Origin of the sequence: Streptomyces pluripotens, assembly GCF_000802245.2 — a bacterium.
Lineage (GTDB): Bacteria > Actinomycetota > Actinomycetes > Streptomycetales > Streptomycetaceae > Streptomyces > Streptomyces pluripotens.
Map to the genome: position 1 here is coordinate 5,184,011 of NZ_CP021080.1, position 26,780 is coordinate 5,210,790.

26 protein-coding genes are annotated in these 26,780 nt (G+C 69.7%); 15 read left to right on the plus strand and 11 right to left on the minus strand.

Going from position 1 to position 26,780, the window contains the following annotated elements:
- Positions 1–123 precede the first annotated feature (123 nt).
- Positions 124–564 carry a methylmalonyl-CoA epimerase gene (gene mce / locus LK06_RS23430; protein ID WP_039651543.1) on the minus strand — a complete coding sequence of 147 codons (441 nt, stop codon included), beginning with the start codon at positions 562–564 and terminating at the stop codon, positions 124–126.
- Between the two features lie 149 nt (positions 565–713).
- On the opposite strand from mce, the gene LK06_RS23435 reads away from it, so the two are divergent.
- Entirely contained in the window at positions 714–1,913 is a 1,200-nt protein-coding gene (locus LK06_RS23435) for an acetyl-CoA C-acetyltransferase (protein ID WP_174673921.1), read from the plus strand.
- A gap of 82 nt (positions 1,914–1,995) precedes the next feature.
- Positions 1,996–2,952, plus strand: a complete 957-nt coding sequence (gene meaB, locus LK06_RS23440; protein WP_039651545.1) for a methylmalonyl Co-A mutase-associated GTPase MeaB — start codon at positions 1,996–1,998, stop codon at positions 2,950–2,952.
- Between the two features lie 111 nt (positions 2,953–3,063).
- On the opposite strand, the gene LK06_RS23445 is transcribed toward meaB, so the two are convergent.
- From LK06_RS23445 to LK06_RS23460, 4 genes are all read right to left on the minus strand, one after another.
- A complete protein-coding gene (locus LK06_RS23445; protein ID WP_039651546.1) occupies positions 3,064–3,540 on the minus strand; it encodes a MarR family winged helix-turn-helix transcriptional regulator in 477 nt (158 codons plus the stop codon).
- Positions 3,541–3,632: 92 nt separating this feature from the next.
- Complete coding sequence (locus tag LK06_RS23450) at positions 3,633–4,439, minus strand: AIM24 family protein (RefSeq protein ID WP_039651547.1); 807 nt, start codon at positions 4,437–4,439, stop codon at positions 3,633–3,635.
- Positions 4,436–5,086 (minus strand): AIM24 family protein, encoded by a 651-nt coding sequence (locus LK06_RS23455; RefSeq protein WP_039651548.1) that lies wholly within the window; start codon positions 5,084–5,086, stop codon positions 4,436–4,438. The genes LK06_RS23450 and LK06_RS23455 overlap by 4 nt, the downstream gene beginning before the upstream one ends.
- A 1-nt stretch (position 5,087) precedes the next feature.
- Positions 5,088–5,720: an AIM24 family protein gene (locus LK06_RS23460; protein WP_043434854.1), complete on the minus strand. Its 633-nt coding sequence runs from the start codon at positions 5,718–5,720 to the stop codon at positions 5,088–5,090.
- A 183-nt stretch (positions 5,721–5,903) separates the two neighbouring features.
- Here LK06_RS23460 and LK06_RS23465 point away from each other — a divergent pair, with 183 nt between their 5' ends.
- The 4 genes from LK06_RS23465 to LK06_RS23480 all read left to right on the plus strand — a co-directional run bounded on the left by LK06_RS23465 (position 5,904) and on the right by LK06_RS23480 (position 8,411).
- Entirely contained in the window at positions 5,904–6,257 is a 354-nt protein-coding gene (locus LK06_RS23465; protein ID WP_039651550.1) for a DUF3817 domain-containing protein, read from the plus strand.
- Positions 6,254–6,550 (plus strand): MTH1187 family thiamine-binding protein, encoded by a 297-nt coding sequence (locus LK06_RS23470; protein WP_039651551.1) that lies wholly within the window; start codon positions 6,254–6,256, stop codon positions 6,548–6,550. Before LK06_RS23465 ends, LK06_RS23470 begins: the two co-directional genes overlap by 4 nt.
- Positions 6,551–6,877: 327 nt before the next feature.
- A complete protein-coding gene (locus tag LK06_RS23475) occupies positions 6,878–7,630 on the plus strand; it encodes a hypothetical protein (RefSeq protein ID WP_039651610.1) in 753 nt (250 codons plus the stop codon).
- Positions 7,631–7,763: 133 nt separating this feature from the next.
- Entirely contained in the window at positions 7,764–8,411 is a 648-nt protein-coding gene (locus LK06_RS23480; protein ID WP_039651552.1) for a TetR/AcrR family transcriptional regulator, read from the plus strand.
- Positions 8,412–8,615: 204 nt separating this feature from the next.
- Here the strand turns inward: LK06_RS23480 and LK06_RS23485 are convergent, their stop codons facing one another.
- Positions 8,616–9,596 (minus strand): ArsR/SmtB family transcription factor, encoded by a 981-nt coding sequence (locus tag LK06_RS23485; protein WP_039651553.1) that lies wholly within the window; start codon positions 9,594–9,596, stop codon positions 8,616–8,618.
- A gap of 81 nt (positions 9,597–9,677) precedes the next feature.
- On the opposite strand from LK06_RS23485, the gene LK06_RS23490 reads away from it, so the two are divergent.
- From LK06_RS23490 to icmA, 4 genes are all read left to right on the plus strand, one after another.
- On the plus strand, positions 9,678–10,934 hold the full coding sequence (locus tag LK06_RS23490; RefSeq protein ID WP_234367487.1) for an MFS transporter: 1,257 nt from the start codon (positions 9,678–9,680) through the stop codon (positions 10,932–10,934).
- Positions 10,935–10,956: 22 nt separating this feature from the next.
- Positions 10,957–11,466 (plus strand): MarR family winged helix-turn-helix transcriptional regulator, encoded by a 510-nt coding sequence (locus LK06_RS23495; protein WP_039651554.1) that lies wholly within the window; start codon positions 10,957–10,959, stop codon positions 11,464–11,466.
- A gap of 43 nt (positions 11,467–11,509) precedes the next feature.
- Positions 11,510–11,848, plus strand: coding sequence for a DUF3817 domain-containing protein (locus tag LK06_RS23500; RefSeq protein ID WP_039651612.1), 339 nt, complete (start codon positions 11,510–11,512; stop codon positions 11,846–11,848).
- Positions 11,849–11,923: 75 nt separating this feature from the next.
- Positions 11,924–13,624, plus strand: coding sequence for a coenzyme B12-dependent isobutyryl-CoA mutase large subunit (gene icmA, locus LK06_RS23505; protein WP_039651555.1), 1,701 nt, complete (start codon positions 11,924–11,926; stop codon positions 13,622–13,624).
- 76 nt (positions 13,625–13,700) lie between these two features.
- Here icmA and LK06_RS23510 read toward each other — a convergent pair whose 3' ends face one another.
- On the minus strand, positions 13,701–14,330 hold the full coding sequence (locus LK06_RS23510; RefSeq protein ID WP_039651556.1) for a TetR/AcrR family transcriptional regulator: 630 nt from the start codon (positions 14,328–14,330) through the stop codon (positions 13,701–13,703).
- Positions 14,331–14,542: 212 nt separating this feature from the next.
- On the opposite strand from LK06_RS23510, the gene LK06_RS23515 reads away from it, so the two are divergent.
- The 4 genes from LK06_RS23515 (at position 14,543) to LK06_RS23535 (ending at position 18,867) form a co-directional block, all read left to right on the plus strand.
- On the plus strand, positions 14,543–15,514 hold the full coding sequence (locus LK06_RS23515; protein ID WP_039651557.1) for a tetratricopeptide repeat protein: 972 nt from the start codon (positions 14,543–14,545) through the stop codon (positions 15,512–15,514).
- Between the two features lie 623 nt (positions 15,515–16,137).
- Positions 16,138–16,770, plus strand: a complete 633-nt coding sequence (locus tag LK06_RS23525) for a DUF6230 family protein (RefSeq protein WP_039651558.1) — start codon at positions 16,138–16,140, stop codon at positions 16,768–16,770.
- A gap of 125 nt (positions 16,771–16,895) precedes the next feature.
- Positions 16,896–17,450: a DUF6114 domain-containing protein gene (locus tag LK06_RS23530; protein WP_039651559.1), complete on the plus strand. Its 555-nt coding sequence runs from the start codon at positions 16,896–16,898 to the stop codon at positions 17,448–17,450.
- Positions 17,440–18,867 (plus strand): hypothetical protein, encoded by a 1,428-nt coding sequence (locus LK06_RS23535; protein ID WP_174673922.1) that lies wholly within the window; start codon positions 17,440–17,442, stop codon positions 18,865–18,867. Before LK06_RS23530 ends, LK06_RS23535 begins: the two co-directional genes overlap by 11 nt.
- 102 nt (positions 18,868–18,969) lie before the next feature.
- Here LK06_RS23535 and pyk read toward each other — a convergent pair whose 3' ends face one another.
- The 3 genes from pyk to pta form a co-directional block, all read right to left on the minus strand.
- Positions 18,970–20,394, minus strand: a complete 1,425-nt coding sequence (pyk, locus tag LK06_RS23540) for a pyruvate kinase (protein ID WP_039651560.1) — start codon at positions 20,392–20,394, stop codon at positions 18,970–18,972.
- A gap of 87 nt (positions 20,395–20,481) precedes the next feature.
- Positions 20,482–21,702: an acetate kinase gene (locus tag LK06_RS23545; RefSeq protein ID WP_039651561.1), complete on the minus strand. Its 1,221-nt coding sequence runs from the start codon at positions 21,700–21,702 to the stop codon at positions 20,482–20,484.
- Positions 21,703–21,722: 20 nt separating this feature from the next.
- Entirely contained in the window at positions 21,723–23,798 is a 2,076-nt protein-coding gene (pta, locus tag LK06_RS23550; protein WP_039651562.1) for a phosphate acetyltransferase, read from the minus strand.
- Between the two features lie 219 nt (positions 23,799–24,017).
- Between pta and LK06_RS23555 the strand changes: the two genes are divergently transcribed.
- Positions 24,018–25,058 carry an ATP-dependent 6-phosphofructokinase gene (locus LK06_RS23555; RefSeq protein WP_039651563.1) on the plus strand — a complete coding sequence of 347 codons (1,041 nt, stop codon included), beginning with the start codon at positions 24,018–24,020 and terminating at the stop codon, positions 25,056–25,058.
- A gap of 9 nt (positions 25,059–25,067) precedes the next feature.
- On the opposite strand, the gene dacB is transcribed toward LK06_RS23555, so the two are convergent.
- Positions 25,068–26,642, minus strand: coding sequence for a D-alanyl-D-alanine carboxypeptidase/D-alanyl-D-alanine endopeptidase (gene dacB, locus LK06_RS23560; protein ID WP_234367488.1), 1,575 nt, complete (start codon positions 26,640–26,642; stop codon positions 25,068–25,070).
- Positions 26,643–26,780 lie beyond the last annotated feature (138 nt).

Here is a 26,780-nt window from a genome sequence, read left to right on the forward strand (position 1 = left end):
CTGCCCCGGTGCTCGTCCCCCGAAACCTGGACCCCGGCTCGGTCCCGACCCGACGGCAGGACCGGGCCGCCCCGCACATGAGGGACGACCGCCCCCAACCCTACCGGCCCTTATGTACGGAGGTCAGTGCTCGGGCGACTCATCCGGGGCCGAAGTGACCAGTTCCGTGAGGACGCCGTGGCAGTCCTTGGGGTGCAGGAAAGTGATCCGCGACCCCATGGAACCGCGCCGCGGCTCGTCGTACAGAACGCGTACTCCCTTGCCGCGGATGTCGGCGGCGTCCGCGTCTACATCCGCCGTACCGAAAGCGATGTGGTGGACGCCCTCCCCGTTCTTCGCGAGCCACTTGGCGACGGTGGAGTCCTCGCGGGTCGGCTCCAGCAACTGGAGGTAGGAGGCGCCGCCGTCGGAGGTCTCGTTGATCTTGAGCATGGCCTCGCGTACGCCCTGCTCCTGGTTGGTCTCGGTGTGGAACACCTCGAAGCCGTAGGTGGCCTGGTAGAACTCGACGGTCGCGTCGAGGTCGTGGCAGGCGATCCCGATGTGGTCGATTCGCGTCAGCATGAATTCAGTGCAGCGCGCCGGAGGTGGTTACGCAACGTGCGCGCGATCACACCGGCGGGCCGATGACGCCGTGCTCGGCCGCTCAGTACATTCGTAGTAAACCCTCGTTCACTCCTCGGCCGTGCAGGCCGGTAAGGGGATCGCAGCTCATGTCTTCTGGAACGACCAGCTCGGTGATCGTCGCGGGTGCCCGTACCCCCATGGGGCGGCTGCTGGGCTCGCTCAAGTCCTTCTCTGGGGCCGACCTGGGCGGCTTCGCGATCAAGGCCGCCCTCGACCGTGCGGGAATCGGCGGCGACCAGGTGCAGTACGTGATCATGGGCCAGGTGCTGCAGGCCGGAACGGGGCAGATCCCTGCCCGTCAGGCGGCGGTCAAGGCCGGCATTCCGATGAACGTCCCGGCGCTCACCATCAACAAGGTGTGCCTGTCCGGCCTCGACGCGATCGCCCTGGCCGACCAGCTGATCCGGGCCGGCGAGTTCGACATCGTCGTGGCCGGCGGCCAGGAGTCCATGACCAACGCCCCGCACCTGTTGCCGAAGTCCCGTGAGGGCTTCAAGTACGGCGCGGTCGAGCTGCTCGACGCGATGGCCCACGACGGCCTGACCGACTCCTTCGAGGGCATCGCCATGGGCGAATCCACGGAGAAGCACAACAGCCGCCTCGGTATCAACCGCACGGAGCAGGACGAGATCGCCGCCCTGTCCCACCAGCGGGCCGCTGCCGCGCAGAAGAACGGCGTCTTCGAGGCCGAGATCACCCCGGTCGAGATCCCCCAGCGCAAGGGCGAGCCGGTCGTCTTCAGCAAGGACGAAGGCATTCGCGGTGACACCACCGTGGAGTCCCTGGGCAGGCTGCGTCCGGCCTTCACCAAGGACGGCACGATCACCGCCGGCTCCTCCTCGCAGATCTCCGACGGCGCCGCCGCCGTGGTCGTGATGAGCAAGGCCAAGGCCGAAGAACTGGGCCTGGAGTGGCTTGCCGAGATCGGCGCCCACGGCAACGTGGCCGGCCCGGACAACTCGCTGCAGTCCCAGCCGTCCAACGCCATCCAGCACGCCCTGAACAAGGAGGGCCTGGAGGTCTCCGACCTCGACCTCATCGAGATCAACGAGGCCTTCGCCGCCGTCGCCGTGCAGTCAATGAAGGACCTCGGCGTGTCCACGGAAAAGGTGAACGTCAACGGCGGCGCCATCGCACTGGGCCACCCGATCGGTATGTCCGGCGCCCGGCTGGTACTGCACCTGGCGCTGGAGCTCAAGCGGCGCGGTGGCGGGGTGGGCGCGGCCGCACTGTGCGGTGGCGGCGGCCAGGGCGATGCGCTGATCGTGCGGGTACCGAAGGCCTGAGCCGCACCTTCCGACCTTCCGTAGGCCTGAGCCGTACCCACAGGGGGGCCGAGCCGAACTATTCCGAGCGAACGGAGCTGTGATGCAGGACGTCTCCTCTCTGGTAGCCCAGGCCAGGGAAGGCCGACCGCGGGCCGTGGCCCGGTTGATCTCCCTCGTGGAGGGGGCGTCCCCGCAGCTCAGGGAGGTCATGGCGGCTCTGGCCCCGCTGACCGGCAACGCCTATGTGGTGGGTCTGACGGGTTCACCGGGGGTGGGTAAGTCGACCTCGACCTCCGCCCTGGTGACCACCTACCGCAAGCAGGGCAGGCGGGTCGGTGTCCTGGCCGTCGACCCGTCGTCCCCTTTCTCCGGGGGCGCCCTGCTCGGCGACCGGGTCCGCATGTCCGAGCACGCCTCCGACCCCGGGGTCTACATCCGTTCCATGGCCACCCGGGGACACCTTGGCGGCCTGGCCTGGGCAGCGCCACAGGCGATCCGCGTGCTGGACGCGGCCGGCTGCGACGTGATCTTGGTGGAGACGGTCGGTGTCGGCCAGTCGGAGGTGGAGATCGCCTCCCAGGCGGACACGAGCGTGGTATTGCTCGCCCCGGGCATGGGCGACGGCATCCAGGCGGCGAAGGCCGGCATCCTGGAGATCGGCGACGTGTACGTCGTCAACAAGGCCGACCGGGACGGTGCCGACGCCACGGCCCGTGAGCTGAACCACATGCTGGGCCTGGGTGAGGCCCGAGGCCCCGGCGACTGGCGCCCGCCGATCGTCAAGACGGTGGCGGCGCGCTCGCAGGGCGTGGACGAGGTGGTCGCAGCCCTGGACAAGCACCGCGCCTGGATGGAGGAGCACGGCGTCCTCGCCGAGCGCCGCAAGGCCCGGGCGGCCCATGAGGTGGAGGCCATCGCGGTCACGGCCCTGCGTGAACGCATCGGCGACCTGCACGGCGACCGCCGCCTGAGCACCCTCGCCGAACGCATCGTCGCCGGCGAACTGGACCCGTACCGGGCAGCGGATGAGCTGGTGGCGGGGCTGACGCAGGGCTGAAGGTCGCCACGTCGACGATGTCGCGGCGAAGGGGCCGGGCAGACACCCCGTCGGCGCAGGCGGGCACGCCCGCCCTCACCCAGCGGCGGCGCCCTCAGGCGGCGACCGGTGTCACGGACGTCCCCGCTGTCCTCTCAGGTGCTCGGCGATCGGCTTCAGCGCCTTGTCCAACTCCATCAACGCCTCCGGCGACAGCAGATCGATGAAGTGCCGCCGCACCGATGCCACATGGTGCGGCGCCACTTTCTGCATCGTCTCCATGCCGTGGTCGGTGAGGACGGCGTACAGCCCCCGGCGGTCGGACTCGCAGTTCTCACGGCGCACCAGGTTCGCGTTCTCCATCCGCGTGATCTGGTGCGAGAGCCGGCTCTTGGACTGCAGCGTCGCAGAGGCGAGGTCGCTCATCCGCATGCGCAAGTCGTCTGACTCGGACAGATTGACGAGGATCTCGTAGTCGTTCATCGTCAGGCCGAACGGCTGCAGATCCTTTTCGAGCTGGTACGTCAACAGCCTGTTGACCTCCAGGTGGGTGCGCCAGGCGCACTGCTCCGCATCGGTCAGCCAGCGCGTGGCCGTCTCGGTCTCCATGAATGAAGTCTACCTAAGAAGTTGAAATCTGAACTACTTCGGGTGGTGTGACGGTGCGCACGCGTTCGACGTCACACTCCGCAGACTACCGCTCACAGCCCGAAGCGACGCTGGAGGCCCCCCAGCTGTCCGGGAAGGCGCGTTCCACCGGGTGATTGCGGACCGTGTTCATCCGGTGTCGTTCCGCCACTGCCGGGTACCCCCGGTTCGGGCGGGGGCATCCCCGTGGCCACCTCGGCCATGAGGCTCTCCGTCGACTGCAGCAGGACCGTTCCGGCGCCCGCGAACTCGAACTGGTGCTCCTCGCCGGAGGCCCCGCCCAGGCCCGTCATTGCACGTAGACCGCCCAGTACGCCCGTCAGGTACCCGTGGTCGTAGTGATGGCACGGAGACGGGCAGTCGGCCCACCCGACGAGCGCCTGGGGATCGACCCGGATCGGAGGTTCCATGAAGACCACCGGACCGTTAGACGCGGCGACGAACTTTCCGGTTCCGATGAGGGTCAGAAAGCCCGGCACGATCGACTGTTTGAGCGCGAGACTTGGCTGAAAAGCGAGCAGATTGCCCGCGCGAATGGTCAAGTTCCCGTCGTCCAGATCGTAGGAGTTGACGTCGAACGCCCGGTCGGCCAGCAGCATCTTGCCGGTGCCCGCCGCTACGACCCAGTCGCTTGCGTGCAGTGGCGAATGGAAGGAGGTGCGGATGAGCCGGTCGAGTGGGCCGTGCCCGATGCCGTTGAACTCGATCGCCCCGTAGTAGGCGATCATCTTCCCCTTCTGCAGGAACCACTGCCCGCTTCGGAGCTCGACGCAGAACGCGTACGCGTTCACGTTGTCGTCGGAGGGCAGCGTCGCGGGGTCGTGCACCACCGGGCCGCCGGGAGTTCCATACGTGCTCAAAGCTTCTCCTCCGAGGCCTGGACGTACACCGTGCCGCTGCCGCTCAGCTCCAACTGGAAGGCCTCGCCGGAGCCGCGGCCGACCATCTCCCGCCAGCCGAGCGCGGTGGAGAGCCGGTTGCGTACGTCGCCGTGGTGGGCGACGTACGCCTGCGGGTCCACGTGGACCGTGCGCTGCGGGGTGACCGGGATCTCGAAGACACCGCCGTGCGCCAGCACGGCCACGCAGCCGTGGCCCTGGAGGGTGGTGGTGAACAGTCCCTGCCCCGTGACCTGGCCGCGGACCAGGCCCATGACCCCGCCCTGGGCGCCCATGAACATCGTGCCCTGCCGCAGGGTGCCCTCGAAGGCGAGCAGGCGGTCGGCCTCCACGTACAGGGTGTCGCCGGTGAGGCTGATGACGTGCACGTGGTGGCCGCCGTGCCCGAAGAAGACCGTGCCGCTGCCCTCGACGGTCATCAGCGGGGTCGCTTCGCCTGCCGCCCGGCGCCCGATCATGGACATCAGTCCGCCTTGCCCGTCCTGGAGGCTGGGTGTGAAGGACACATCCCCCTGGTAGGCGAGCATCGCCCCGCGCTGACTGAACAGCCGCTGCCCGGGCAGCACGGTCGCCGCGACCATCTTCGAGTTGATCTCCCTGAAAGCCATGTCACAGATCCCCCGCGATCGTGTTCCGCTCGCTCGGCTGCACGTACACCAGCCCGTCGCCCTCGAAGCGGATCTGGAAGGCCTCGCCGCCGCCCTCCCCGAAGAGGGTGCGGAACGTCACGCCCGACTGGAAGGACTGGCGGACGTCTCCCTGATGGGCGATGTAGGCGCCTGGGTCGACCATCAGCGGGTACTGCGGGCTCACCCGCAGTACGACTGCCGGCCCGTCGGACGTGATCGCCGCCTGACCGTGACCCTCGACGGTCGTGGTGAACAGCCCGTTGCCCTGCGAGGCGCCGCGCAGGCCCGTGAACGTGGTTCCGGTGCGCAGCCCCGCGTCCGCGGCCAACAGGTTGCTGGACTCTACGCAGAGCCGGTCGCCCCGCAGTTCGATCAGGTTGATCTCGGCGGCCCGGTCCGCGAACCAACAGGTCCCGTCCCCCCGTACCTCCATCACCGCCATTCGCTCGCCCGTGATCCGCCGGGTCACCATCCCGCGCAGTCCCTCGCCGCCGCCGCTGAGCCTTTTGAAGGTCATCCGCCCGTCGTACGCGACCATCGAGCCGTTCTTCGCTTTCACGGCGTCTCCGGCCAGGTCGACAGCGAGCACCTTGCTTCCCTGGAGTCGCAACATTGCCACGCTGGGAACGTAGCGGTCCGGCGGGTCGGCGGAACAGAGCGCCGTGGGGTGCGTGACCCTGGGCGGACCCCCGGGGCGACCGTTTGTCACAATGGGGAAGCGCTTGTGCGCACGTTCACAAACCGGCAGGCCGCACACCGGTAGCCCGTCGTCGACACTCCCCCCCGAAGGTGACCCGTGGACATCAAGACCGCCACCGCCCTCCGCCGCCTCCGTCTGGTCTCGGCCCCCGAGGCTGTGTCCTTCCTGATCCTGCTCGTGTGCTCGGTGCTGAAGCGGACCACGGACTTCAACGCGGTGCCCGTGATGGGTGCGGTCCACGGCGTCCTGTTCGTCCTGTACGTGATCTTCTGGGCGGACGCCTGGAACCGTGTCAGGTGGCCGCTGAAGACCGCGGCCCTCTACTTCGTCCTCTCGGTGTTGCCCACCGGCGGCTTCTTCGCCGAGCGCAAGCTACGCCGCGAGGCCGAGAGTGCGGTCAACGCGGCCCTCACGGCCCGTGCCCGCGAGGAAGGAGTCGTGAACGCATGATCGTCGCCTTCTCCGTGACGCCCCTGGGCGTGGGCGAGGACGTGGGGGAGTACGTTGCCGACGCCGTGCGCGTGGTCCGCGAGTCCGGCCTCCCCAACCGCACCGACGCCATGTTCACCTCGATCGAGGGCGAGTGGGGCGAGGTCATGGACGTCGTCCGGCGCGCGGTGGCCGCGGTCGAGGAGCGGGCGCCCCGGGTCTCCCTCGTCCTGAAGGCCGACATCCGGCCGGGTGTCTCCGACGGGATGACCTCCAAGGTCGAAACGGTGGAGCGGTACCTCACCCGGGGGTGACCCGCGCGGGCGACCTGCACGCCTGCCCGAGGTTCGCACATCGGTGGGACGGGCCGGGCGCCTGCGGCGCGCGGTCATCCCCGTGCGGGCGCGTCGAGCGTCCCGCCGCCGGTCGAGAGCCACTTCTGTGGTGCCCCTGGTCTCGTCGATGCCTTCGGCCCGCTGCCACCGGCCCGCCGAGTTCGGTTCCGTCACGCCTCAAGACCCCGGTCCGTGCGGCCGGGGTCTTCTCGTATCCCCGGTTTGAGCGTTCGCTCAAAGGGGTGTACGTTCGCCGAACCATGCTTTGAGCAGTTGCTCAACAACGCCATGACGTGGGGGAACATCATGGGTCTCTACATAGAGACACACATTCGCGCCGACCTCGACGGGCTCTGGGCGCACACCCAGGACCCCGCCCGGCATCAGCGCTGGGACCTGCGCTTCACCGAGATCGCCTACCTCCCGCGCGGGGAGGGCGAGCCGCAACGCTTCCGGTGCGCCACGCGAGTGCTGCCGTTCCTCACCGTGTCCGGTACCGGCGTCGCGGCCGGTGAGGAGGAGCGGTCCGACGGCACCCGTACCTCCGCTCTGCGCTTCTCCTCCCCGCACCCGCTGTCCCTGATCGCCGAGGCCAGTGGCTACTGGCGTTATGTGCCCGAGGCGCACGGTGTCCGCTTCCTCACCGGCTACGACTACCGTCCCCGCTGGGGTGCCCTGGGCGCGGCTGCCGACCGGGTGCTGTTCCGCCCGCTGGTGGGCTGGGCGACCGCCTGGTCCTTCGACCGGCTCCGCCTCTGGCTGGAGCGGGGCATCACTCCCGAGCGGGCCCTGCTCAACTGGCTGGCCGAGTTGGCGGTCCGCGCGCTCGTCCTCACCCTCTGCCTGATCGGGTTCGGGCTGCAGTCGCTGCTCCGCCCCTTCGGGCCCCTCGCGGACGCCATGGCCTACCTGTGCCCGCTCCTGTTGGTGGTCGCCCTCTCCCTCGCCCTGTTCAAGGCGCCGCTGGCCTGCACCCCGGCTGCCCGCCGCTGTCTGCGTGCCCCAGTGGTGCGGACCCGGACGCCCTGTCTGCTGCGCACCCTGGAGGAGAACGGTTGACCTCGATGTCCCCGATGGTGCTCGGTGCCGGTTTCGACCGGCTGCACCCGCGACTGCAACGCCGTTTCCCGGTGGGCCCAGCGGACTGTGGGGCACGGCCAGGACTGCGCCCGGTACGCGAGGAGGTACGCGCATGAGTACGGACACGGCGAAGGCGCAGGAGACCAAGACGAAGCTGCTGGAGGGTGCTCTGCGGACACTCACCGAGCGGGGCATCGCCAAGACGTCGGCCCGTACCGTGGCCTCGACGGCCGGGGTCAACCAGGCCCTGGTCTTCTACCACTTCGGGTCGGTGGACGAGCTACTGGCCGCCGCTTGCCGGTACGGCGCGGAGAAGGCCGTGGCCAAGTACCGCGACCGCCTCGCCTCCGTCGACTCGTTGTCCGAACTCCTCGCCGTCGGCCGGGAGATCCACGAGCGCGAGCGGGACGAGGGCCATGTGGCGCTGCTCGGGCAACTACTGGCCGGCGCGCCGACGCATCCGTCGCTGGGCCCAGCCACCGCTGCGGGACTGCGGCTGTGGACGTCCGAGATCGAGCAGGTGCTCGACCGGGTGCTGGTGGCGACTCCCTTAGCGGGGTGCACCGATCCGGCGGGACTGGCCCGTGCGGTCGCCGCGTCCTTCGTGGGCATCGAGTTGTACGAGGGGGTCGATGAGGCCGGTGCGCACGCAGCCCTGGACGCCCTGGAACAGCTCGGGGCGCTGGTGGCCGCGCTGGAGTCGCTGGGGCCCGTTGCCCAGCGGGCGGTGCGGCACCAACTGCGCCGCGTGCGCCGCTGACCGTGGTCGCGCTGCCGACCGGATCCGCTGATCCGGCCATCGGTATCCAGCCACCCCGGCCTGGCCGCCAACCGCGTGCGGTACCGCCTGTCCTCACCCGGGTGGCCGACCGTCGGGCCGCCCTCGTGGAGCGTGGCCGCCGCCGGCGGTCCGGGCACGGAAAAAAGGGCCCGCCCGCTGTGGCACCGGGCGCCGGTGGGCGCGTCAGCCGCCGGAGGTCAGCGCCATGCCCAGCGGCGTCCGCTCGTACCACACCTGGTGCCCGTACCGCCGCGCGGTCAACAGGTCGGCGTCCCGCAGCACCGCCAGGTGCGCCGACACCGACGAGGCGGCGAGTCGCAGCCGGTGCGCCAGCGCGGTGGTGGTCGCCGGCTCGTCGAGCGCCGCAAGGACCGCCGCCCGGTTCCGGCCCAGCAGCCGCACCAGTGCTTCGGGGGTCCGCTCGGCCGGCTCCGCCCACAGACCGCCGATGCCGCGGGCCGGATAGACCAGGGCGGGCTGCCAGGGCGGATCGAAGCCGCTGACCACGTCCGGCCACACGAACACGCTCGGCATCAGCACCAGCCCCTGACCACCCAGGTGCCGCTCGTGCTCAACCTGCGACTCCACGGCCAGCGTGGTCGCGTGCCAGCCGCAGCGCCGGTGGATCTCCGGCAGCAGCCCGCCGAGCCCGACCTCGGCCAGCCGCCGGGAATGGAAGGCCACGTCCGCCTCCAGCAGCGCCCGCAGCATCGGCCAGTCCGGTTCGACCAGGACCCGCCAGGCCTCCTCCAGCGCGTCCGCCAGGTCCCGCACCATCCGCACGGGATCCGCCAGCCAGGCCCGGCCGTACGACGACTCCGGCGCGCCCGGCGTGCAGGCGAGCGAACGGGCGGTGTCCTCGCGGGCCCGCTCCGGATCGGCCGCCCGCACGGCCGCGATCTCTTCCTCGAAGGTGGCCGCCGGCCCGGTCGGCGGCGGCCCCAGCCAGTCCGGCGCGTGTCCACGCCTCGGCATCAGCAGCCACAACGGTGTCAGGTCCAGCCCGTCCGCCGCCGTACGGATCCGGCGCAGCCAGGGCACGTGATAGCCGTGCCGGTCGGGCCGCTTGAGGGTCCGCACCGCCTCCTGCGTCTCCCACAGCGGTGACACGGCGAACCGGCAGCGCAGGAAGTCGTCGTCGCCGAAGTGGAGGAACGAGGGCATGGTCTCCGCCGGGGGCCAGGAAACATTCGGTTGGAGCCGAAACTCTACGCGGCCCGGCCCGGCCCCGGGCACGCTGCGGTGGTGTCCACACCGTCCCAGGCGGCCCCGGCGCCCACCGGATACGGCCGCGTCTTCGCCGTGTCCGAGTTCCGGGCCGTCTTCGCCGCCCACGTCTTGTCCATGCTCGGCGTGATCGTCAGCGAGATCGCGCTGGCCGTCCTGGTCTACGACCTCACCCGCTCACCGCTGCTGAGCGCGCTCACCTTCGCGCTGGGCTTTGTGCCGTACGCCGTCGGCGGCATGCTGCTCGCCCCGGTCGCCGACCGTTTCCCGGCCCGGCGCGTGCTCGTGACCTGCGATGTGGTGTGCGCGGGTGGTGTGGCCCTGATGGCGGTCCCCGGCCCGGGCATCGGCGTCCTGCTCGCGCTGCGCTGCTGCCTAGCCGTCGTCGCACCGGTGTTCTCCGGCACCCGCATGGCCACCCTCGCCGACGTCCTCGGCAACGGCGAGCTGTACGTCCTCGGCCGCTCCCTGCTACGGATCGTCGCCCAGTGCGCCCTGCTCGTCGGCTACGGGTTCGGCGGCCTGCTCCTCGTGGCTGTCACTCCCCGTCATGCGCTGGTGATCACCGTCGGCACCTTCCTGGCCTCCGCCGTGCTGCTCCGCTGCGGCACCCGGCACCGTCCGGCCCGGGCCGCAGGCCGGACGGACACCCCGCCTGGCCTGCGCCGGCTCTTTGTCGACCAGCGGGTGCGCCTGCTGCTCCTGCTGTTCTGGGTGCCACCGGCGTTCTCCGTCGTCCCCGAGGCCTTGGCTGCGCCGTACGCGGACGCCCTCGGCAGCGGCTCCGTCGGCCTCGGTCTGCTGATGAGCGCCTTGCCCATCGGCACGGTGGCCGGGGAACTGTTCGCCGGGGCGCGGCTCGGGCCCGCGACCCGGGAGCGCATCGCCCTCCCGCTGCTGTGCCTCACCCTGCTGCCGTACCTCGGCTTCGTCCTGCGTCCCGGGCTCGCCGCCTCACTGCTGCTCCTGCTGTTGTCCGGGGCCGGGTCGGCATACACGCTGGGCCTGGACCAGTGGTGGGTCCGGGCCGTGCCGGAGGAGCTGCGCGGGCGGGCCATGACCGTGCTGGGCGCCGGGCTGATGACCGCCCAGGGGGTGGGTATGGCGCTGGCCGGGGTGGCGGCGCAGGTGGCGGGAGTGCGCGCGGCGGTGGTCGCGGCCGGTGTGCTGGGCACGCTGTGTTGTGGCGGGCTGGCCCTGGCGGCCGTGAGGCCGGGAACCACCGGCCGGTGGATCGAGCGACCGAAAGCCGAGACGGGGCTGCCCGGCATATGACCGGCCGGTAGGGTCTGGTGCCGTGCCGAAGCCTCTCAGCCTCCCCTTCGACCCCATCGCCCGTGCCGACGAGCTCTGGAAGCAGCGCTGGGGAAATGTGCCGTCCATGGCCGCGATCACCTCGATCATGCGGGCCCAGCAGATCTTGCTCGCCGAGGTGGACGCGGTGGTCAAGCCGTACGGGCTGACGTTCGCCCGGTACGAGGCGTTGGTGCTGCTCACCTTCTCGAAGGCGGGCGAGCTGCCGATGTCCAAGATCGGCGAGCGGCTGATGGTGCACCCCACGTCCGTGACGAACACGGTGGACCGCCTGGTGAAGTCCGGTCTGGTGGCCAAGCGGCCCAACCCCAACGACGGCCGCGGCACCCTGGCTGTCATCACCGACAAGGGCCGCGAAGTGGTCGATGCGGCCACCCGTGACCTGATGGCCATGGACTTCGGCTTGGGTGTGTACGACGCGGAGGAGTGCAAGGAGATCTTCGCGATGCTCCGGCCGCTGCGGATCGCGGCACACGATTTCGGTGAGGAATGACCCGGGGCAAGATCTCCCGGAACCGGTGGTTACGCTCGACGTCATGAAGAAGAGCGTGCTGACCCGCTACCGCGTCATGGCCTACACCACCGGTGTCCTGCTGGTGCTGCTGTGCCTGAGCATGATCGCGAAGTACGGGCTGGACGTGGACGGTGCCGCCGACTTCACCCGGGTCGTCGCCATCGCCCATGGCTGGCTGTACGTCGTCTACCTGATTTTCGCCTTCGACCTGGGGTCCAAGGCGAAGTGGCCGGTCGGCAAGCAGCTGTGGGTGCTGCTCGCCGGGACGATTCCCACGGCCGCCTTCTTCGTCGAACGCAGGATCAGCCACGAGCTGGAGGCCGAGGCCGCCGACCGGGCCCCGGCCGTCGCCGAGGCGTAGGGTTCATCCGCCGTACGAGGGTGTACGGCGGCCAGCCATCGACATTTACTAGGACGTCCAAGTAAATTTGCTGGTATGGACGCTCACGCCATCGAGGAAGGCCGCCGACGCTGGCAGGCCCGCTACGACGCCGCGCGCAAGCGCGACGCAGACTTCAGCACGCTCTCCGGTGACCCCGTGGAGCCGGTGTACGGGCCCCGGTCGGGGGACACGTACGAGGGATTCGAGCGGATCGGCTGGCCGGGGGAGTACCCCTTCACGCGTGGCCTCCATCCGACCGGCTACCGCGGGCGCACCTGGACGATCCGGCAGTTCGCCGGGTTCGGCAACGCCGAGCAGACCAACGAGCGGTACAAGATGATCCTCGCCGCCGGCGGCGGGGGTCTGTCCGTCGCCTTCGACATGCCGACGCTGATGGGCCGCGATTCCGACGATCCGCGCTCGCTCGGCGAGGTCGGGCACTGCGGGGTGGCCATCGACTCGGCGGCCGACATGGAGGTCCTGTTCAAGGACATCCCGCTCGGCGACGTCACCACCTCCATGACGATCAGCGGGCCCGCCGTGCCCGTCTTCTGCATGTACCTGGTCGCCGCCGAGCGTCAGGGCGTGGACCCGTCGGTCCTCAACGGCACGCTCCAGACCGACATCTTCAAGGAGTACATCGCGCAGAAGGAGTGGCTCTTCCAGCCCGAGCCGCACCTGCGCCTGATCGGTGATCTGATGGAGCACTGCGCGGCCGGCATTCCCGCCTACAAGCCGCTGTCCGTCTCCGGGTACCACATCCGCGAGGCCGGGGCCACGGCCGCACAGGAGCTGGCGTACACGCTCGCCGACGGCTTCGGGTACGTCGAGCTCGGGCTCAGCCGCGGGCTGGACGTTGACGTCTTCGCGCCCGGTCTCTCCTTCTTCTTCGACGCGCACGTCGACTTCTTCGAGGAGATCGCCAAGTTTCGTGCCGCGCGCCGGATCTGGGCCCGCTGGATGCGGGACGTGTACGGCGCGAAGAGCGAGAAGGCGCAGTGGCTGCGCTTCCACACGCAGACCGCCGGGGTCTCGCTGACGGCCCAGCAGCCCTACAACAACGTGGTGCGGACGGCCGTGGAGGCGCTCGCCGCCGTGCTCGGCGGCACCAACTCCCTGCACACCAACGCCCTGGACGAGACCCTCGCCCTGCCCAGCGAGCAGGCCGCCGAGATCGCGCTGCGCACCCAGCAGGTGCTGATGGAGGAGACCGGGGTCGCCAACGTGGCCGACCCGCTGGGCGGATCCTGGTACATCGAGCAACTGACGGACCGGATCGAGGCCGACGCGGAGAAGATCTTCGAGCAGATAAAGGAGCGGGGCCTGCGGGCGCACCCGGACGGGCGGCACCCGATCGGACCGATCACCTCCGGCATCCTGCGCGGGATCGAGGACGGCTGGTTCACCGGCGAGATCGCCGAGTCCGCGTTCCGGTACCAGCAGTCCTTGGAGAAGGGCGACAAGAGGGTCGTGGGCGTCAACGTCCACACCGGCTCCGTCACCGGCGACCTGGAGATCCTTCGGGTCAGCCACGAGGTGGAGCGGGAGCAGGTGCGGGTTCTCGCCGGGCGGAAGTCGGTGCGGGACGAGGCGGCGGTGCGGCGCGGGCTCGACGCGATGCTCCAGGCCGCGCGCTCCGGCGCCAACATGATCGAGCCGATGCTGGACGCCGTGCGGGCGGAGGCGACCCTGGGCGAGATCTGCGGGGTACTGCGGGACGAGTGGGGGGTGTACACGGAACCTGCGGGTTTCTGACAGACAGCCCACTGACGCGCTGCCCGCCTGTCCGATGGCTCGGCGGGCAGCGAGCAGCGCCGGCCGCCCCGGGTCCCTAGACGTCCCGGGCCGTGGCTCCGGTCAAGCCCAGTAACAGGACCCGGGTGAGGTCGCTGACCCATTCCTCGTCCGCCGGTTTGCCGCTGACCAGGGTGCGGTGGACCACCGCACCCGCCACCATGTCGAAGATCAGGTCCACCGTGCGGGCCGACTCGGCGGGGTCCGGCTCCGGCGGGAGTTCGCCGCGGCGCTGGGCGCGGGCGCGGCCTTCTAGGACCAGGCCCATCTGGCGGTCCACGATGGACGCGCGGATGCGTTCGCGCAGGGCGCCGTCGCGGGTCGACTCCGCGACCACCGCCATCAGCCCGCTCCGTGCCTCCGGGCGGTCCAGGATGGCTGCGAACTGCAGGACCACATCCTCGATGTCGGCCGCCAGGCTGCCGCGGTCGGGAAGCACGAGTTCGTCGAACAACTCCGCCACGGCGTCCACGACCAGTTCGTTCTTGCTGGCCCAGCGGCGGTAGAGCGTCGTCTTCGCCACTCCGGCCCGCATCGCCACGTCCCCCAGGGTCAGCTTGGACCAGCCCAGCTCCACCAGCGCCTGACGCGTGGCCGCCAGGATCGCGGCGTCCGCGGCGACGCTGCGCGGGCGCCCGGTACGGCTTGCGGGAGTGCGGCTCTGCATTCCCTGACCATAACTGGCCGGTAACCGCGCCGTCGTGAGGGAGATCACCGGGGGGTGGTGTCGCGGGGCGCCCCCATGGCATTACGCTACGAGTCGTAGCGAAAGCGCGTGGCGAGCGCACGCGGGCGGCGACCACGGTGTGGGGTGGGGACCCGGCACTGCCGATCACCATGCTTTTTCATTCAGGTGCGAGAACGGGGGAGGATAGACGCATGCAGCCACGGAACATGTCCATGAGCGGCGTCGTCGACCTCGCCGCGGTGAAGGCGGCCCAGGAGGCCAAGGCCAAGGCCGAGCAGACGCGCGCCGAAGCCGCCCGGCAGGGCGGTGCGGGGGCCGTCTCCCCGACCGATCTAGTTATCGACGTCGATGAGGCCGGATTCGAGCCTGATGTCCTGCAGCGCTCCGCCGAAGTCCCCGTCGTCATCGACTTCTGGGCCGAATGGTGCCAGCCCTGCAAGCAGCTGAGCCCGGTCCTGGAGCGGCTGGCCGTCGAGTACAACGGGCGCTTCCTCCTCGCGAAGGTCGACGTCGACGCCAACCAGATGCTGATGCAGCAGTTCGGGGTGCAGGGCATCCCGGCCGTGTTCGCCGTCGTCGCGGGCCAGGCGCTGCCGCTGTTCCAGGGGGTGGCCGGCGAAGAGCAGATCCGGCAGACCCTGGACCAGTTGGTGCAGGTCGCCGAGGAGCGGTTCGGCCTGACCGGCCTGACCGTCGATCCGGACGCCGAGCCGGGCGGTGGCGCCACCGCTCCGGTATCCGCGGGACCGTACGACGCGACGTTGAACGCCGCCGCGCAGGCCCTGGACGCGGGCGATCTGGGCGGTGCCATCCAGGCTTACCAGAACGTGCTGGCTGAGGACCCCGGCCATCCCGAGGCCAAACTCGGTCTGGCCCAGGCTGAATTGCTGCAGCGGGTGCAGGGTATGGATCCGCAGCGGGTGCGGCAGGAGGCGGCCGAGAAGCCGGCCGACGTCGAGGCACAAATCCGGGCCGCCGACCTGGATCTGGTGGGAGGTCACGTCGAGGACGCCCTCGGGAGGCTGATCGAGACCGTGCGGCGCACGGCGGGTGACGATCGGGATGCGATCCGCCGTCGCCTGCTGGAGCTGTTCGAGGTCGTGGGTCCCGAGGATCCGCGAGTGGTCGGGGCGCGCCGGGCGTTGGCGCGGGCGCTGTTCTGACCGGTAGCCGAACGTCACGGTTGGTGACGCCAGGGTGAAAAACCCGTCGGCGAGGCGCCGAGACGGGCTCCGCTTTACCAAAACTTGGTAATCGCGGCCGCTGTTACTCGGAGTAAATCGTAGCCGTTGGTCTGTCTGGTTTGATCCGGGGATCAACGGCTTTGCTCTGCCCTTGGATGCCACCGAGTGTCGCGCCCCGGCATTGCCGGGGCGCGCCGTGGTTATCCGGCCGTTACTAGTGAGTAACGAACCCCCTTGTGCGGGCGGCGAGAATGCACCACGATCGGCGACGCTCGGTCCATTCCCCTACCCCGGCACCCGGTCGGGCCACAGGGGAATCTGGGTCCCCACCGAGCAGAGCCGGCGGCAGTGGCGCGGGCTCTTGGACAGGGGGGTCTTCGCTGACCGGCGAAGCCTGTCCGACACGGTCGTGTGTGACGCCTGTCAGGCACGACCAGTGGTTGTCGCTCGGGGGTGATCGCCGGTGGTTCGGGCGCGGTTCGCGTCGCCGAGCGCGGGCGCTCTCCTTCCCGAGGACGTAGCACTTCTCCCATCCCTGTCCGGCCGAGCCGCCGATTGGGGCGAGTCCGGGCCAGGAGATGTACGTCCGAGAAGGAGGAAATATGGAGTCCCAGGTGCGTGGCGGGACCAGATGGAAGCGGTTCGCTGTGGTCATGGTGCCCAGCGTGGCCGCCACGGCGTGCATAGGTGTGGCTCTCGCGCAGGGTGCCCTCGCCGCGTCGTTCAGCGTGTCGGGGCAGATGTTCAAGGTCACGGCCTCCCGGCTGGAGGGCCACGACTTCGTCCAGTACGGGGCGATCGACACCGGCTATGACATGAAGGGCGGCAAGGCGGCTCACGCCGTCGCCGTGTCCGGTTTCAAGACCGCGGACATCACGAACATGTGCCAGTCCGTGGTCACGCCGGACCTCCCCCTGGTCGGCACGGTCACGTTGACCCTGACCGCCGGCAAGGACAAGCCGGTGCACGCCGACAACATCTACATCGACGTCAACGACCTCGATGCCGACGCCACGTTCAGCCAGATCGACATCGGCGTCGCGGCGGGCCAGACCAAGAAGGGGATCCACGCGGGTGACGCCGCCAACCCCTTCGGGTTCGCCCAACAGGCCGACAAGGCGGTGCTGACCGACGTGAGCCAGCACGCATGGGCGACCACGGCGGCCACCTTCCAGCTCAGCGGCCTCCACATGGGGCTGTCGTCGGGTGCCCACGAGTGCCAGGTCACTCACTGAGTACTCGGTGACGGGCGGGGAGCCGACGGACTCCCCGCCCGTTCCGCCCACCCGCGTCTTCACGCACCACCCATGTCTCCGTCGTAGTGCCACCCACCACAGCAAGCCGCACCAGGGAGCTTTCCATGAGCGCCGAGACTCCTGCCGCACCCGGCCCGTTCACCCGCCGGAGGTTGCAGTTCCGCGCCTGGCGGGGCACCCGGCCGTTCTGGGCCGGCCTACTCGTTCTGCTCGCCGGCTTTCCGATCATCTACTTCCCGTACTACCACCTCAGGCTCGGACATCTGACCCTTGCGATGTCCACCACTGCGGGAGCCGGGTCCCTGATCATCGGTGTGCTGCTCTTCGTCCTGGGCATCAGCCTCTGGTTCCAGAAGCATGTGAGGACGTTCGCGGGAGTCGCCGCGATCCTGCTCGCGCTGGTGTCCATCCCCGTCTCCAACCTCGGCGGTTTCATTATCGGCTTTGTGCTCGCGCTCATCGGCGGTGCGATGGCGGTCGCATGGGCGCCCGGCGTGCCCGCCCAGCCGGAGCCCGCGACCGAAGCCACCCCGGGCGAGGAGCCCGCGCCCGAAGCCGTACCGCTGCCGCACCAGGCGGCGGAAGGGGCGGACGAGTCGAACGACCTGTCAGGAACGAACCCGGCCAACGGGGCGAACGGGAGGCACAGTGCCGGCTGACGAGGTGACGTGCGAGGCCGATACGGACGGGTCCCGTGCGAGGACCGGGCCACGCCACGCGGCTCCCCGAAAGCCGCTGTTCAACGGGTTCCACATGCCGGGCGGCAAAGCGATAGCGTCCGTGGCGATGCCGACCGCGGTGATCGTGGGCCTCGGCTTCACATCGTCGCTCGCCCTCGCTGATAACGGCGGCGACCGGTCTCCGTCGACGACGTCCAAGAATCAGATGGCCGACGAGTACAACAACTGCGTCAACACGCTCGACGGCACTGACGGCTCCTCGCCCGCGCCGTCCCCGTCTGCTTCTTCTGGCACCAAGCCCGTGGACACCGCCACGACCAGGCCTCCGGCGACGGCCGGAGCGAAGGACACCGAAACCGCCGAGACCGCCAAGGACACGGGCAAGGCCTCCTCGCCGGATCCGGGTCGTCCCGGTGGCAAGGCCGCCCCCGCGCCGACGGCGACCGCAGGCTCCTCCGGCGCGGGCTCCGGTTCGTCGGGTTCGGGCTCCGCCGATACCACGGCGACCCCCACCCCCACCCCGTCCGCGTCCCACAGCAGCGACGGCGGGAACCTGTTGCAGACCATCGGCGACGCACTCGGCAGCCTCCTCACCGGCGGTGACAGGCACTCCGACACGGCCGCCACCACCCCGACGCCGTCCGCGTCCCCGTCGGCCGGTGCGGCCGAGGGCCCGACCCCGGACCTCGTTGCCAAGGCCGGCACGTCCACGCCGTCCGCAGCGTCCGCGTCGCCGTCCGGCTCCCGAGCCGCCGGCACCGCTGGGAGCACCACCGCCCAGGCCGGCAAGACGGCCACGGACACCGGCAAGAACACCCCCAGCAAGGTGTCCAGCAAGGCCGCGGACACCGTCAGCGTGGCCCAGCCGGTCACCCAGAGCCCTTCCGCCAGCGCGTCCGCTTCGCCGTCCGCCTCCCCGTCCGACTGCCCGATCGCCACGGACGACGTCAGCGGCGTCGACAACAAGGTGGCGGTGGCGGACGACCCTTGGTACCTCAACGCCAGCTCGCTGCTGCTCAAGGGCGCCGACTACCAGGGCATCGTCGAGGTCAAGACGGCGAACGGCACGAAGAAGAGGGTGCTGAAGTACGTCATCTCCGGCGGCACGGACATCGGAGACCTGCACCAGACGGTGCAGGACAAGCAGGTGAACAAGACCTACCACGTGCAGGCCGCCAAGGGCTCGACGTCCACCATCCGCGATGGTGACACCGTGATGTACACCGAGAGCATCTCGGGCAACCTGTTCGGTCTGATCCCGGTGACCTTCAGCCCCGACAGCCCGCCCCCGCTGAACATCCCGCTGATCTACTTCACCCACGTCAAGGTGGTCCAGGCAGCCCAGTTCGGCGGCACCCTGCACATACCCGGCATGCACGTGTACACGACCGACTGAGCGGTCGCACAAGGCCCGTTCGGGAGCCGCACACCGCTGAAGGGCACTTCCCCGTCACAGAGGAGGTGCCCTTCACGCGTTCGGTGCTCTCGCGGGGCTCGGTCAGTCGTTGCTGCCGAGGTGGTGGACCCGGATCATGTTGGTGGTGCCGGGGACCCCGGGCGGCGAGCCGGCGGTGATGATGACGGTGTCGCCCGAGTCGAAACGGTCCAGCCTGGCGACCTCCTGGTCCACCAGGTCGACCATCTCATCGGTCGTGCTGACGAACGGCACCACGTGCGACTCCACGCCCCAGCTGAGGGTGAGCTGGTTGCGGGTGGACTCCTCCGTGGTGAAGGCGATGATCGGCTGGATCGCGCGGTAACGGGAGAGCCGGCGCGCGGTGTCACCGGACTTGGTGAAGGCGATCAGTCCCCGGCCGCCGAGGAAGTCGGCGATCTCGCAGGCCGCACGGGCCACCGAACCACCCTGGGTGCGCGGCTTCTTGCCCGGGACCAGCGGCTGGAGACCCTTGGACAGCAGCTCCTCCTCGGCCGCCACGACGATCTTCGACATGGTCCTGACCGTCTCGACCGGGTACGCGCCCACGCTGGACTCCGCCGACAGCATGACCGCGTCGGCGCCGTCCAGGATCGCGTTGGCCACGTCGGAGGCCTCGGCGCGGGTCGGTCGGGAGTTGGTGATCATCGACTCCATCATCTGGGTCGCCACGATCACCGGCTTGGCATTGCGCCGGCACAGCTCGATCAGGCGCTTCTGCACCATGGGGACCTTCTCGAGCGGGTACTCGACGGCGAGGTCACCCCGGGCCACCATCACGCCGTCGAACGCCATCACGACGTCCTGCATGTTCTCGACCGCCTGTGGCTTCTCCACCTTGGCGATCACAGGGACCCGGCGGCCCTCCTCGTCCATGACCTTGTGGACGTCCTGGATGTCCTTGGCGTCCCGGACGAAGGACAGCGCGACCAGGTCACAGCCCATGCGGAGGGCGAAGCGCAGGTCCTCGACGTCCTTCCCGCTCAGCGCGGGCACGTTGACGGCCGTGCCGGGCAGGTTGATGCCCTTGTGGTCGGAGACGACGCCGCCCTCGATGACGATCGTCCGCACCCGCGGGCCCTCGACGTCCAGGACCTTCAGTTCGACGTTGCCGTCGTTGATCAGCACCTGGTCGCCGCGCGAGACGTCGCCCGGCAGCCCCTTGTACGTCGTCCCGCAGATGTGCTTGTCGCCCGGTACGTCCTCGGTCGTGATGACGAACTCGTCACCCCGCTCGAGTTCGACCGGACCCTCGGCGAAGGTCTCCAGGCGGATCTTCGGGCCCTGCAGGTCGGCGAGGACACCGATGGCCCGGCCGGTCTCCTTGGCGGCGGCCCGGACGCGGTCGTACCGCGCCTGGTGCTCGGCGTGGGAGCCGTGGCTGAAGTTGAACCGGGCCACGTTCATGCCCGCCTCGATCATGGCGACGAGCATCTCGTGGGAGTCGACCGCGGGGCCGAGAGTACAGACGATTTTCGAACGGCGCATGGGGCGATCCTATCGGTTTGTTTCGCTACGGAATATTCCGTCTGGTGGAAAGTACAAATGAGTGCCGTGCCGCTCAGGTGCGGTTCTTCAGTCGTTCTTTCCGACCAGCGCGTAGGTCTGCGTCGCGATCTCCAGTTCTTCATCCGTCGGCACCACTGCGACCGCCACCCGTGCGGACCCGGGCGAAATCAGCCGCGGCGCACCACTGCGTACGGCGTTCCGTACGGGGTCGACCGCCAGGCCGAGGCCCGCCAGGCCCGCGATCGCGGCCTCGCGCACCGGCGCCGCGTTTTCGCCCACCCCGGCGGTGAAGGCGATCGCGTCCACCTCGCCGAGGACGGCGTAATAGGCGCCGATGTACTTCTTGAGCCGGTGAATGTAAATGTCGAAGGCGAGGGCGGCCTCTTCGTCGCCCTCGTCGATCCGGCGGCGGATCTCCCGCATGTCGTTGTCCCCGCAGAGACCGAACAGGCCACTCCTCTTGTTGAGGAGAGTGTCGATCTCGTCCATGGACATTCCGCCAACCCGCGCCAAATGGAAGATGACAGCCGGATCCAGATCGCCGGATCGCGTACCCATCACCAGGCCCTCCAGGGGCGTCAGGCCCATGGAGGTGTCCACGCACCGGCCCCGCTCCACCGCGGACGCCGAGGCCCCGTTGCCCAGGTGCAGCACGATGACGTTCACCTCGGAGGGGTCCTTGCCCAGCAGTCGCGCCGTCTCCCGGGAGACGTACGCGTGCGAGGTGCCGTGGAAGCCGTACCGGCGGATGCGGTGACGGTCGGCGATCTTCGGGTCGATCGCGTAGCGTGCCGCGGACTCCGGCATGGTCGTGTGGAACGCCGTGTCGAAGACGGCGACCTGGGGCAGGTCGGGGCGCAGTGCCTGGGCGGTGCGGATACCGGTGAGGTTCGCCGGGTTGTGCAGGGGGGCGACGGGGATCAGCCGCTCGATCTCGTTGAGCACCTCGTCGTCGATGACGGTGGGCTCGGTGAAGAACAGACCGCCGTGCACCACCCGGTGGCCGATCGCGGCCAGTTCGGGCGAGTCCAGACCGAGGCCGTCCCGACTCAGCTCCTCGGCAACTGCCTTCAGGGCGGCATCGTGGTCGGCGATCGGCCCGCTGTGCTCCCGCAAGTCACCGGTGGTCAGGCAGGTGTGTTTGAGTCGGGAGGTCTGCTCGCCGATGCGCTCCACCAGGCCGACGGCGAGTCGGGTCGCGTCGCTCATGTCGAGCAGTTGGTACTTCACCGACGAGGAACCGGAGTTGAGGACGAGGACGCGGGTCGCCGCGCGGGTTGCTGCCACGGTGTTCGAATACTCTCTGCTCAGTTGGCGGGCGTCTGGGCCTGGATCGCCGTGATGGCGACGGTGTTGACGATGTCCTGGACGAGCGCGCCCCGGGACAGGTCGTTGACCGGCTTGCGCAGCCCCTGCAGGACCGGGCCGACGGCGATGGCGCCGGCCGAGCGCTGCACGGCCTTGTAGGTGTTGTTGCCGGTGTTGAGGTCGGGGAAGATCAATACGCTGGCCTGCCCGGCGACCTCGGAGCCGGGCAGCTTGGTGGCGGCGACGGACGGTTCGACGGCCGCGTCGTACTGGATCGGTCCCTCGATCTTCAGATCCGGTCGCCTGCTGCGCACCAGTTCGGTCGCCTCGCGCACCTTGTCCACGTCGGCGCCGGAGCCGGAGGTACCGGTGGAGTACGACAGCATGGCGATCCGCGGCTCCACCCCGAACTGCGCGGCGGTGGCCGCCGATTGGATGGCGATGTCCGCCAGTTGCTCGGCGTCCGGGTCCGGGTTGACCGCACAGTCGCCGTAGACCAGCACCTTCTCGGCCAGGCACATGAAGAAGACCGACGAGACGATGAAGGCGTCCGGCTTCGTCTTGATGATCTCGAAGGCCGGCCGGATGGTGGCCGCCGTGGAGTGCACGGACCCGGACACCATTCCGTCGGCCATGCCATCCTGGACCATGAAGGTGCCGAAGTAGTTGACGTCGGTCACCACGTCATAGGCCAGTTCGACGGTGACGCCCTTGTGGGCGCGCAGCCGGGCGTACTTCTCCGCGAAGGCGTCGCGCAGTTCGGAGGTGGCCGGGTCGATCAGCCGGGTGTCGCCGAGGTCGATACCGAGGTCGGCCGCCTTCTTGCGGATCTGTTCCGCCGGACCGAGCAGGGTCAGGTCGCAGACGTCCCGGCGCAGCAGCACTTCGGCCGCGTGCAGCACGCGCTCCTCGGTTCCCTCTGGCAGGACGACCCGGCGCTTGTCGGCGCGGGCCTGCTCCAGCAGCTTGTGCTCGAACATCATCGGGGTGACCCGGTCGCTGCTCGGTGCCGAGACCCGGCGGGCCAGATCGGTGGTGTCGACGTACCGCTCGAACAGGCCGAGCGCGGTCTCGGCCTTGCGCGGGGTGGCCGCGGTCATCTTCCCCTCCAGCGAGAACAGCTGCTCGGCGGTGGGGAAGCTGTTGCCGGTCACGGACAGCACCGGGGTGCCCGGGGCGAGGCGGGCGGCGAGGGTGAGGATCTCCTCGCGCGGCACCTCGTTCAGGGTCAGCAGGACACCGGCTATCGGCGGGGTGCCGGCGCTGTGCGCGGCCAGCGAGCCGACGACCAGGTCGGCGCGGTCGCCCGGGGTGACCACCAGACAGCCCGGGGTCAGGGCGGCCAGGAAGTTCGGCAGCATCGCGCCGCCAAAGATGAAGTCCAGGGCGTCCCTGGCGAGCCCCGAGTCGTCCCCCAACAGCACCTTGGCGTCGAGGGCGTGGGCGATCTGGGAGACGGTCGGTGCGGAGAGCGCGAGCTCGTCGGGAAGCACGTACGTGGGCACCGGCAGCCGGTTCGCCAGCCGCTCCGCGATCTCGTCGCGGTCCTCGCGGGCCACTCGGTTGGCGACCATGGCGAGCACGTCGCAGCCGAGACCGTCGTAGGCACGGTAGGCGTTGCGCGTCTCCGCTCGCACCGCCTCGGCGTTCTGCCTGCGCCCGCCGACGACCGGGATCACGGAGGCCCCGAACTCGTTGGCGAGTCGGGCGTTCAGGGACAGTTCGTCCGGCAGTTGGGTGTGGGCGTAGTCGGTGCCGAGGACGAGGACCACATCGTAGTCGCGGGCCACCAGATGGAAGCGGTCGACGAGCGTGGAGACCAGCTCGTCGGTGCCCTGTTCGGCCTGGAGCGCGGACGCTTCGTGGTAGTCCATGCCGTAGACGGTCGCCGGGTCCTGCGTGAGGCGGTACCGCGCCCGCAGCAGCTCGAACAGGCGATCGGGGCCGTCGTGGACGAGTGGACGGAAGACACCCACCCGGTCGACCTGCCGGGTCAGGAGTTCCATGACCCCCAGCTCCACGACCTGGCGGCCGTCGCCGCGGTCGATGCCGGTCACGTACACGCTGCGCGTCACGTGTCCACTCCGTTCCTCGTGTTGTCTCTGCCGTTCCGGTTGCGCTTTGTGCGCCTGTCAAGTCTTCGGCATAAAAATCGCCCACCAAGGTGAGCGGAACCCCCTTGACAATACCCCTGGTCCCGGATAAGGCGCCCGTCAGGAACCCGGCGCCTCCGCGGACGTGGAAGAATCGGCACTGGCGCACCGGCACCAACAGCGAGCAGGAGACATAGCACGATGCGTATCGGAGTTCTCACCGCAGGCGGCGACTGCCCCGGCCTGAACGCCGTGATCCGGTCGGTCGTGCACCGGGCCGTGACGACGTACGGCGACGAGGTCATCGGGTTCGAGGACGGCTACCGGGGTCTGCTCGACCGCCACTACCGCACCCTCGACCTGGACGCGGTCAGCGGCATCCTGGCTCGCGGCGGCACCATCCTCGGCTCCTCCCGTCTGGAGCGCGACCGGCTGCGCGAGGCCTGCGACAAGGCCACCGACATGGTCGAGGAGTTCGGCATCGACACGCTGATCCCGATCGGCGGCGAAGGCACCCTGACCGCGGCCCGCATGCTGTCCGACGCGGGCCTGCCGGTCGTCGGAGTGCCCAAGACGATCGACAACGACATCTCCTCCACCGACCGCACCTTCGGCTTCGACACCGCCGTCGGCGTGGCCACCGAGGCCATGGACCGCCTGAAGACGACCGCCGAGTCCCACCAGCGGGTGATGGTCGTCGAGGTCATGGGCCGGCACGCCGGCTGGATCGCCCTGGAGTCCGGCATGGCCGCCGGTGCTCACGGCATCTGCCTGCCCGAGCGCCCCTTCGACCCCGCCGACCTGGTCAAGATGGTCGAGGAGCGCTTCGCCCGCGGCAAGAAGTTCGCCGTCGTCTGCGTCGCCGAGGGCGCCCATCCGGCCGAGGGCACCATGGACTACGGCAAGGGCGAGATCGACCAGTACGGCCACGAGCGCTTCCAGGGCATCGGCACGGCGCTGGCGTACGAGCTGGAGCGGCGGCTCGGCAAGGAGGCCAAGCCGGTCATCCTCGGCCACGTCCAGCGCGGCGGCGTCCCCACCGCGTACGACCGCGTGCTCGCCACCCGCTTCGGCTGGCACGCGATCGAGGCGGCGCACCGTGGCGACTTCGGCAAGATGACCGCGCTGCGCGGCACCGACATCGTGATGGTGCCGCTCGCGGAGGCGGTCACGGAGCTGAAGACGGTACCGAGGGACCGGATGGACGAGGCCGAGTCGGTCTTCCAGACCCGGATTCTGTGAGTCGGTGGATCACCGGCTGGCGGAGGCGGCACCGCTGGCGGAGGCTGCGGTGTTGTCCTCCTGGAGTAGTGCGGAGATCTGCGCGATGTCGGCGGCGATGGACAGGACCCCGTCCGTCGAGTCCACCAAAGCGTCGTTGAAGACCACGACGAAGGGCAGGTAGCGGCCGTCACCGGTGTCTAGGTAGCCGGCCATGGCGCGGGCGGTGACCAGCACCTGGCCGGTGAGGCTGTTCCCCGCCGCACGGGTGCCGGTCTTCGCGAACACCTTGCCCTTGGCCGGGCTGTCCGTGCCGACCAGGGCCAGGTCGCCGCTGCTGCCCAGGATGGGCAGCGCCTCGCGGAACTGCGCGGCCTCCGGAGTGGTCGTCCAGTACTTCAGCAGGGGGATGAAGGCACGGGGAGTGAACGCGTCGCCGTCCACTCCGCCCTGGCCATCGGCCTGTGAGGCCTGGGCGGGATCGACGCCGACCTTGTCGTTGAACGCCTTGATGGAAGCGAATCCGTCCTCGCAGTCCCTGCTGCCCCGTTGGACGGCGAGCAGGCACACCAGCAGGTCGGCCCCCAGATTGTGGCTCACCTTGAGGATCAGCGTGGCCTCCTGCGAGAACGGCGCGGAGACCAGTCTGGCCACCGGGTCACCGCTCGGGGCCTTGGCCGGGGGCGCAGGGTCGGGCCCTGTGGGGGTGGCGGCCACGCTGACGCCGGCACGGTCCAGGGCCTCGATGAACGCGGTGCGGGCGAACGCCGCCGGATCTGTGACCGGAGCGGTGACCAGCCACGGCTTGGCATCGGCGGCCAAGGTACCGGTCACGGCGATGACGCCGTCCGCGCCCACCTCCGCCGTAATGGCGGTGGGCTTCCCCTTGGCCACGGTCATGACGTGGTAGGAGACCTTGTTCCGCGCGGTCTGCGGGCGCCAGGTGAACGTGGCCTGCTGACCGGGTTGGGTGGGTGTGCTGAGGATGTCGATGAGGTTGTCGTTGATGATGATCGGCGTCGGGTCCGTGACGAGTGCGGGATCCGGGGCGAACAGCCGGTCGTCGATGACCACGTCACCGTTGACGTGCGTGATGCCACTGGAGCGCACCTGCTCGGCCAGGCTGTTCAGGCCGGCCAGCGGATTCTCGGGCGTGAGCGTGGCGTATCCGGGCACGGCGTCGGCGTAGGTGTGGTCCACCGGCCGGTAGTCAAGGGTGCCGTCCGGTTTGGTCCGGCCGCCCATCGTCAGGTCGCCCTGGGCCACCAGCACCAGGTTCCCGTCGAGGGTGCCGTCGGTCACCGGACCCTGGGCGTACACCGGCGTGGTGGTGCGGTGGTCGCTGCCGAAGGTGTCCCAGGCGGTCGACACGGTGAAGAGCTTGGTCGTCGAACCGGGCACGAACAGACGTTCGGGGTTCAATGAGGTGATGGTCCGTCCGGTGGCCGGGTCGACCACCAGCAGGCCGAACTGTCCGTACCGGTAGACCGGCTTGTCCATGATCTTCTGGATGCGCGGATCGAGCGGCGCGTCCTCCGCGCGCGCGGAGCCTTCGAACGAGCCGGTGCAGGAGCCCGTCAGCAGGGCCAGGAGACACAGGCACACGGATATGCCTAGTGCGCGTCTCCTCGTCCCGCGGTCATGTCCCACTACTGCCATGTGCGCCCGCCGTTCCCTGCTCGTGGACGGGATGGGGCACCCGCCTCCTGGTGCCCAGCGTCCTGAAAGCCGGGGCGAGGCGCG

Bases quoted from the DNA above. Each gene is read 5' to 3' on its own strand.
- LK06_RS23475 (WP_039651610.1), top strand. From the start codon at position 6,878: ATGGGTCTCTACATAGAGACACACATTCGCGCCGACCTCGACGGGCTC.
- LK06_RS23460 (WP_043434854.1), bottom strand. From the start codon at position 5,720: ATGTTGCGACTCCAGGGAAGCAAGGTGCTCGCTGTCGACCTGGCCGGA.
- LK06_RS23455 (WP_039651548.1), bottom strand. From the start codon at position 5,086: ATGGCTTTCAGGGAGATCAACTCGAAGATGGTCGCGGCGACCGTGCTG.
- meaB (WP_039651545.1), top strand. From the start codon at position 1,996: ATGCAGGACGTCTCCTCTCTGGTAGCCCAGGCCAGGGAAGGCCGACCG.
- LK06_RS23515 (WP_039651557.1), top strand. From the start codon at position 14,543: ATGCAGCCACGGAACATGTCCATGAGCGGCGTCGTCGACCTCGCCGCG.
- LK06_RS23525 (WP_039651558.1), top strand. From the start codon at position 16,138: ATGGAGTCCCAGGTGCGTGGCGGGACCAGATGGAAGCGGTTCGCTGTG.
- LK06_RS23510 (WP_039651556.1), bottom strand. From the start codon at position 14,330: ATGCAGAGCCGCACTCCCGCAAGCCGTACCGGGCGCCCGCGCAGCGTC.
- LK06_RS23470 (WP_039651551.1), top strand. From the start codon at position 6,254: ATGATCGTCGCCTTCTCCGTGACGCCCCTGGGCGTGGGCGAGGACGTG.
- icmA (WP_039651555.1), top strand. From the start codon at position 11,924: ATGGACGCTCACGCCATCGAGGAAGGCCGCCGACGCTGGCAGGCCCGC.
- LK06_RS23435 (WP_174673921.1), top strand. From the start codon at position 714: ATGTCTTCTGGAACGACCAGCTCGGTGATCGTCGCGGGTGCCCGTACC.
- LK06_RS23530 (WP_039651559.1), top strand. From the start codon at position 16,896: ATGAGCGCCGAGACTCCTGCCGCACCCGGCCCGTTCACCCGCCGGAGG.
- mce (WP_039651543.1), bottom strand. From the start codon at position 564: ATGCTGACGCGAATCGACCACATCGGGATCGCCTGCCACGACCTCGAC.
- LK06_RS23555 (WP_039651563.1), top strand. From the start codon at position 24,018: ATGCGTATCGGAGTTCTCACCGCAGGCGGCGACTGCCCCGGCCTGAAC.
- LK06_RS23480 (WP_039651552.1), top strand. From the start codon at position 7,764: ATGAGTACGGACACGGCGAAGGCGCAGGAGACCAAGACGAAGCTGCTG.
- LK06_RS23500 (WP_039651612.1), top strand. From the start codon at position 11,510: ATGAAGAAGAGCGTGCTGACCCGCTACCGCGTCATGGCCTACACCACC.
- pyk (WP_039651560.1), bottom strand. From the start codon at position 20,394: ATGCGCCGTTCGAAAATCGTCTGTACTCTCGGCCCCGCGGTCGACTCC.
- LK06_RS23485 (WP_039651553.1), bottom strand. From the start codon at position 9,596: ATGCCCTCGTTCCTCCACTTCGGCGACGACGACTTCCTGCGCTGCCGG.
- LK06_RS23445 (WP_039651546.1), bottom strand. From the start codon at position 3,540: ATGGAGACCGAGACGGCCACGCGCTGGCTGACCGATGCGGAGCAGTGC.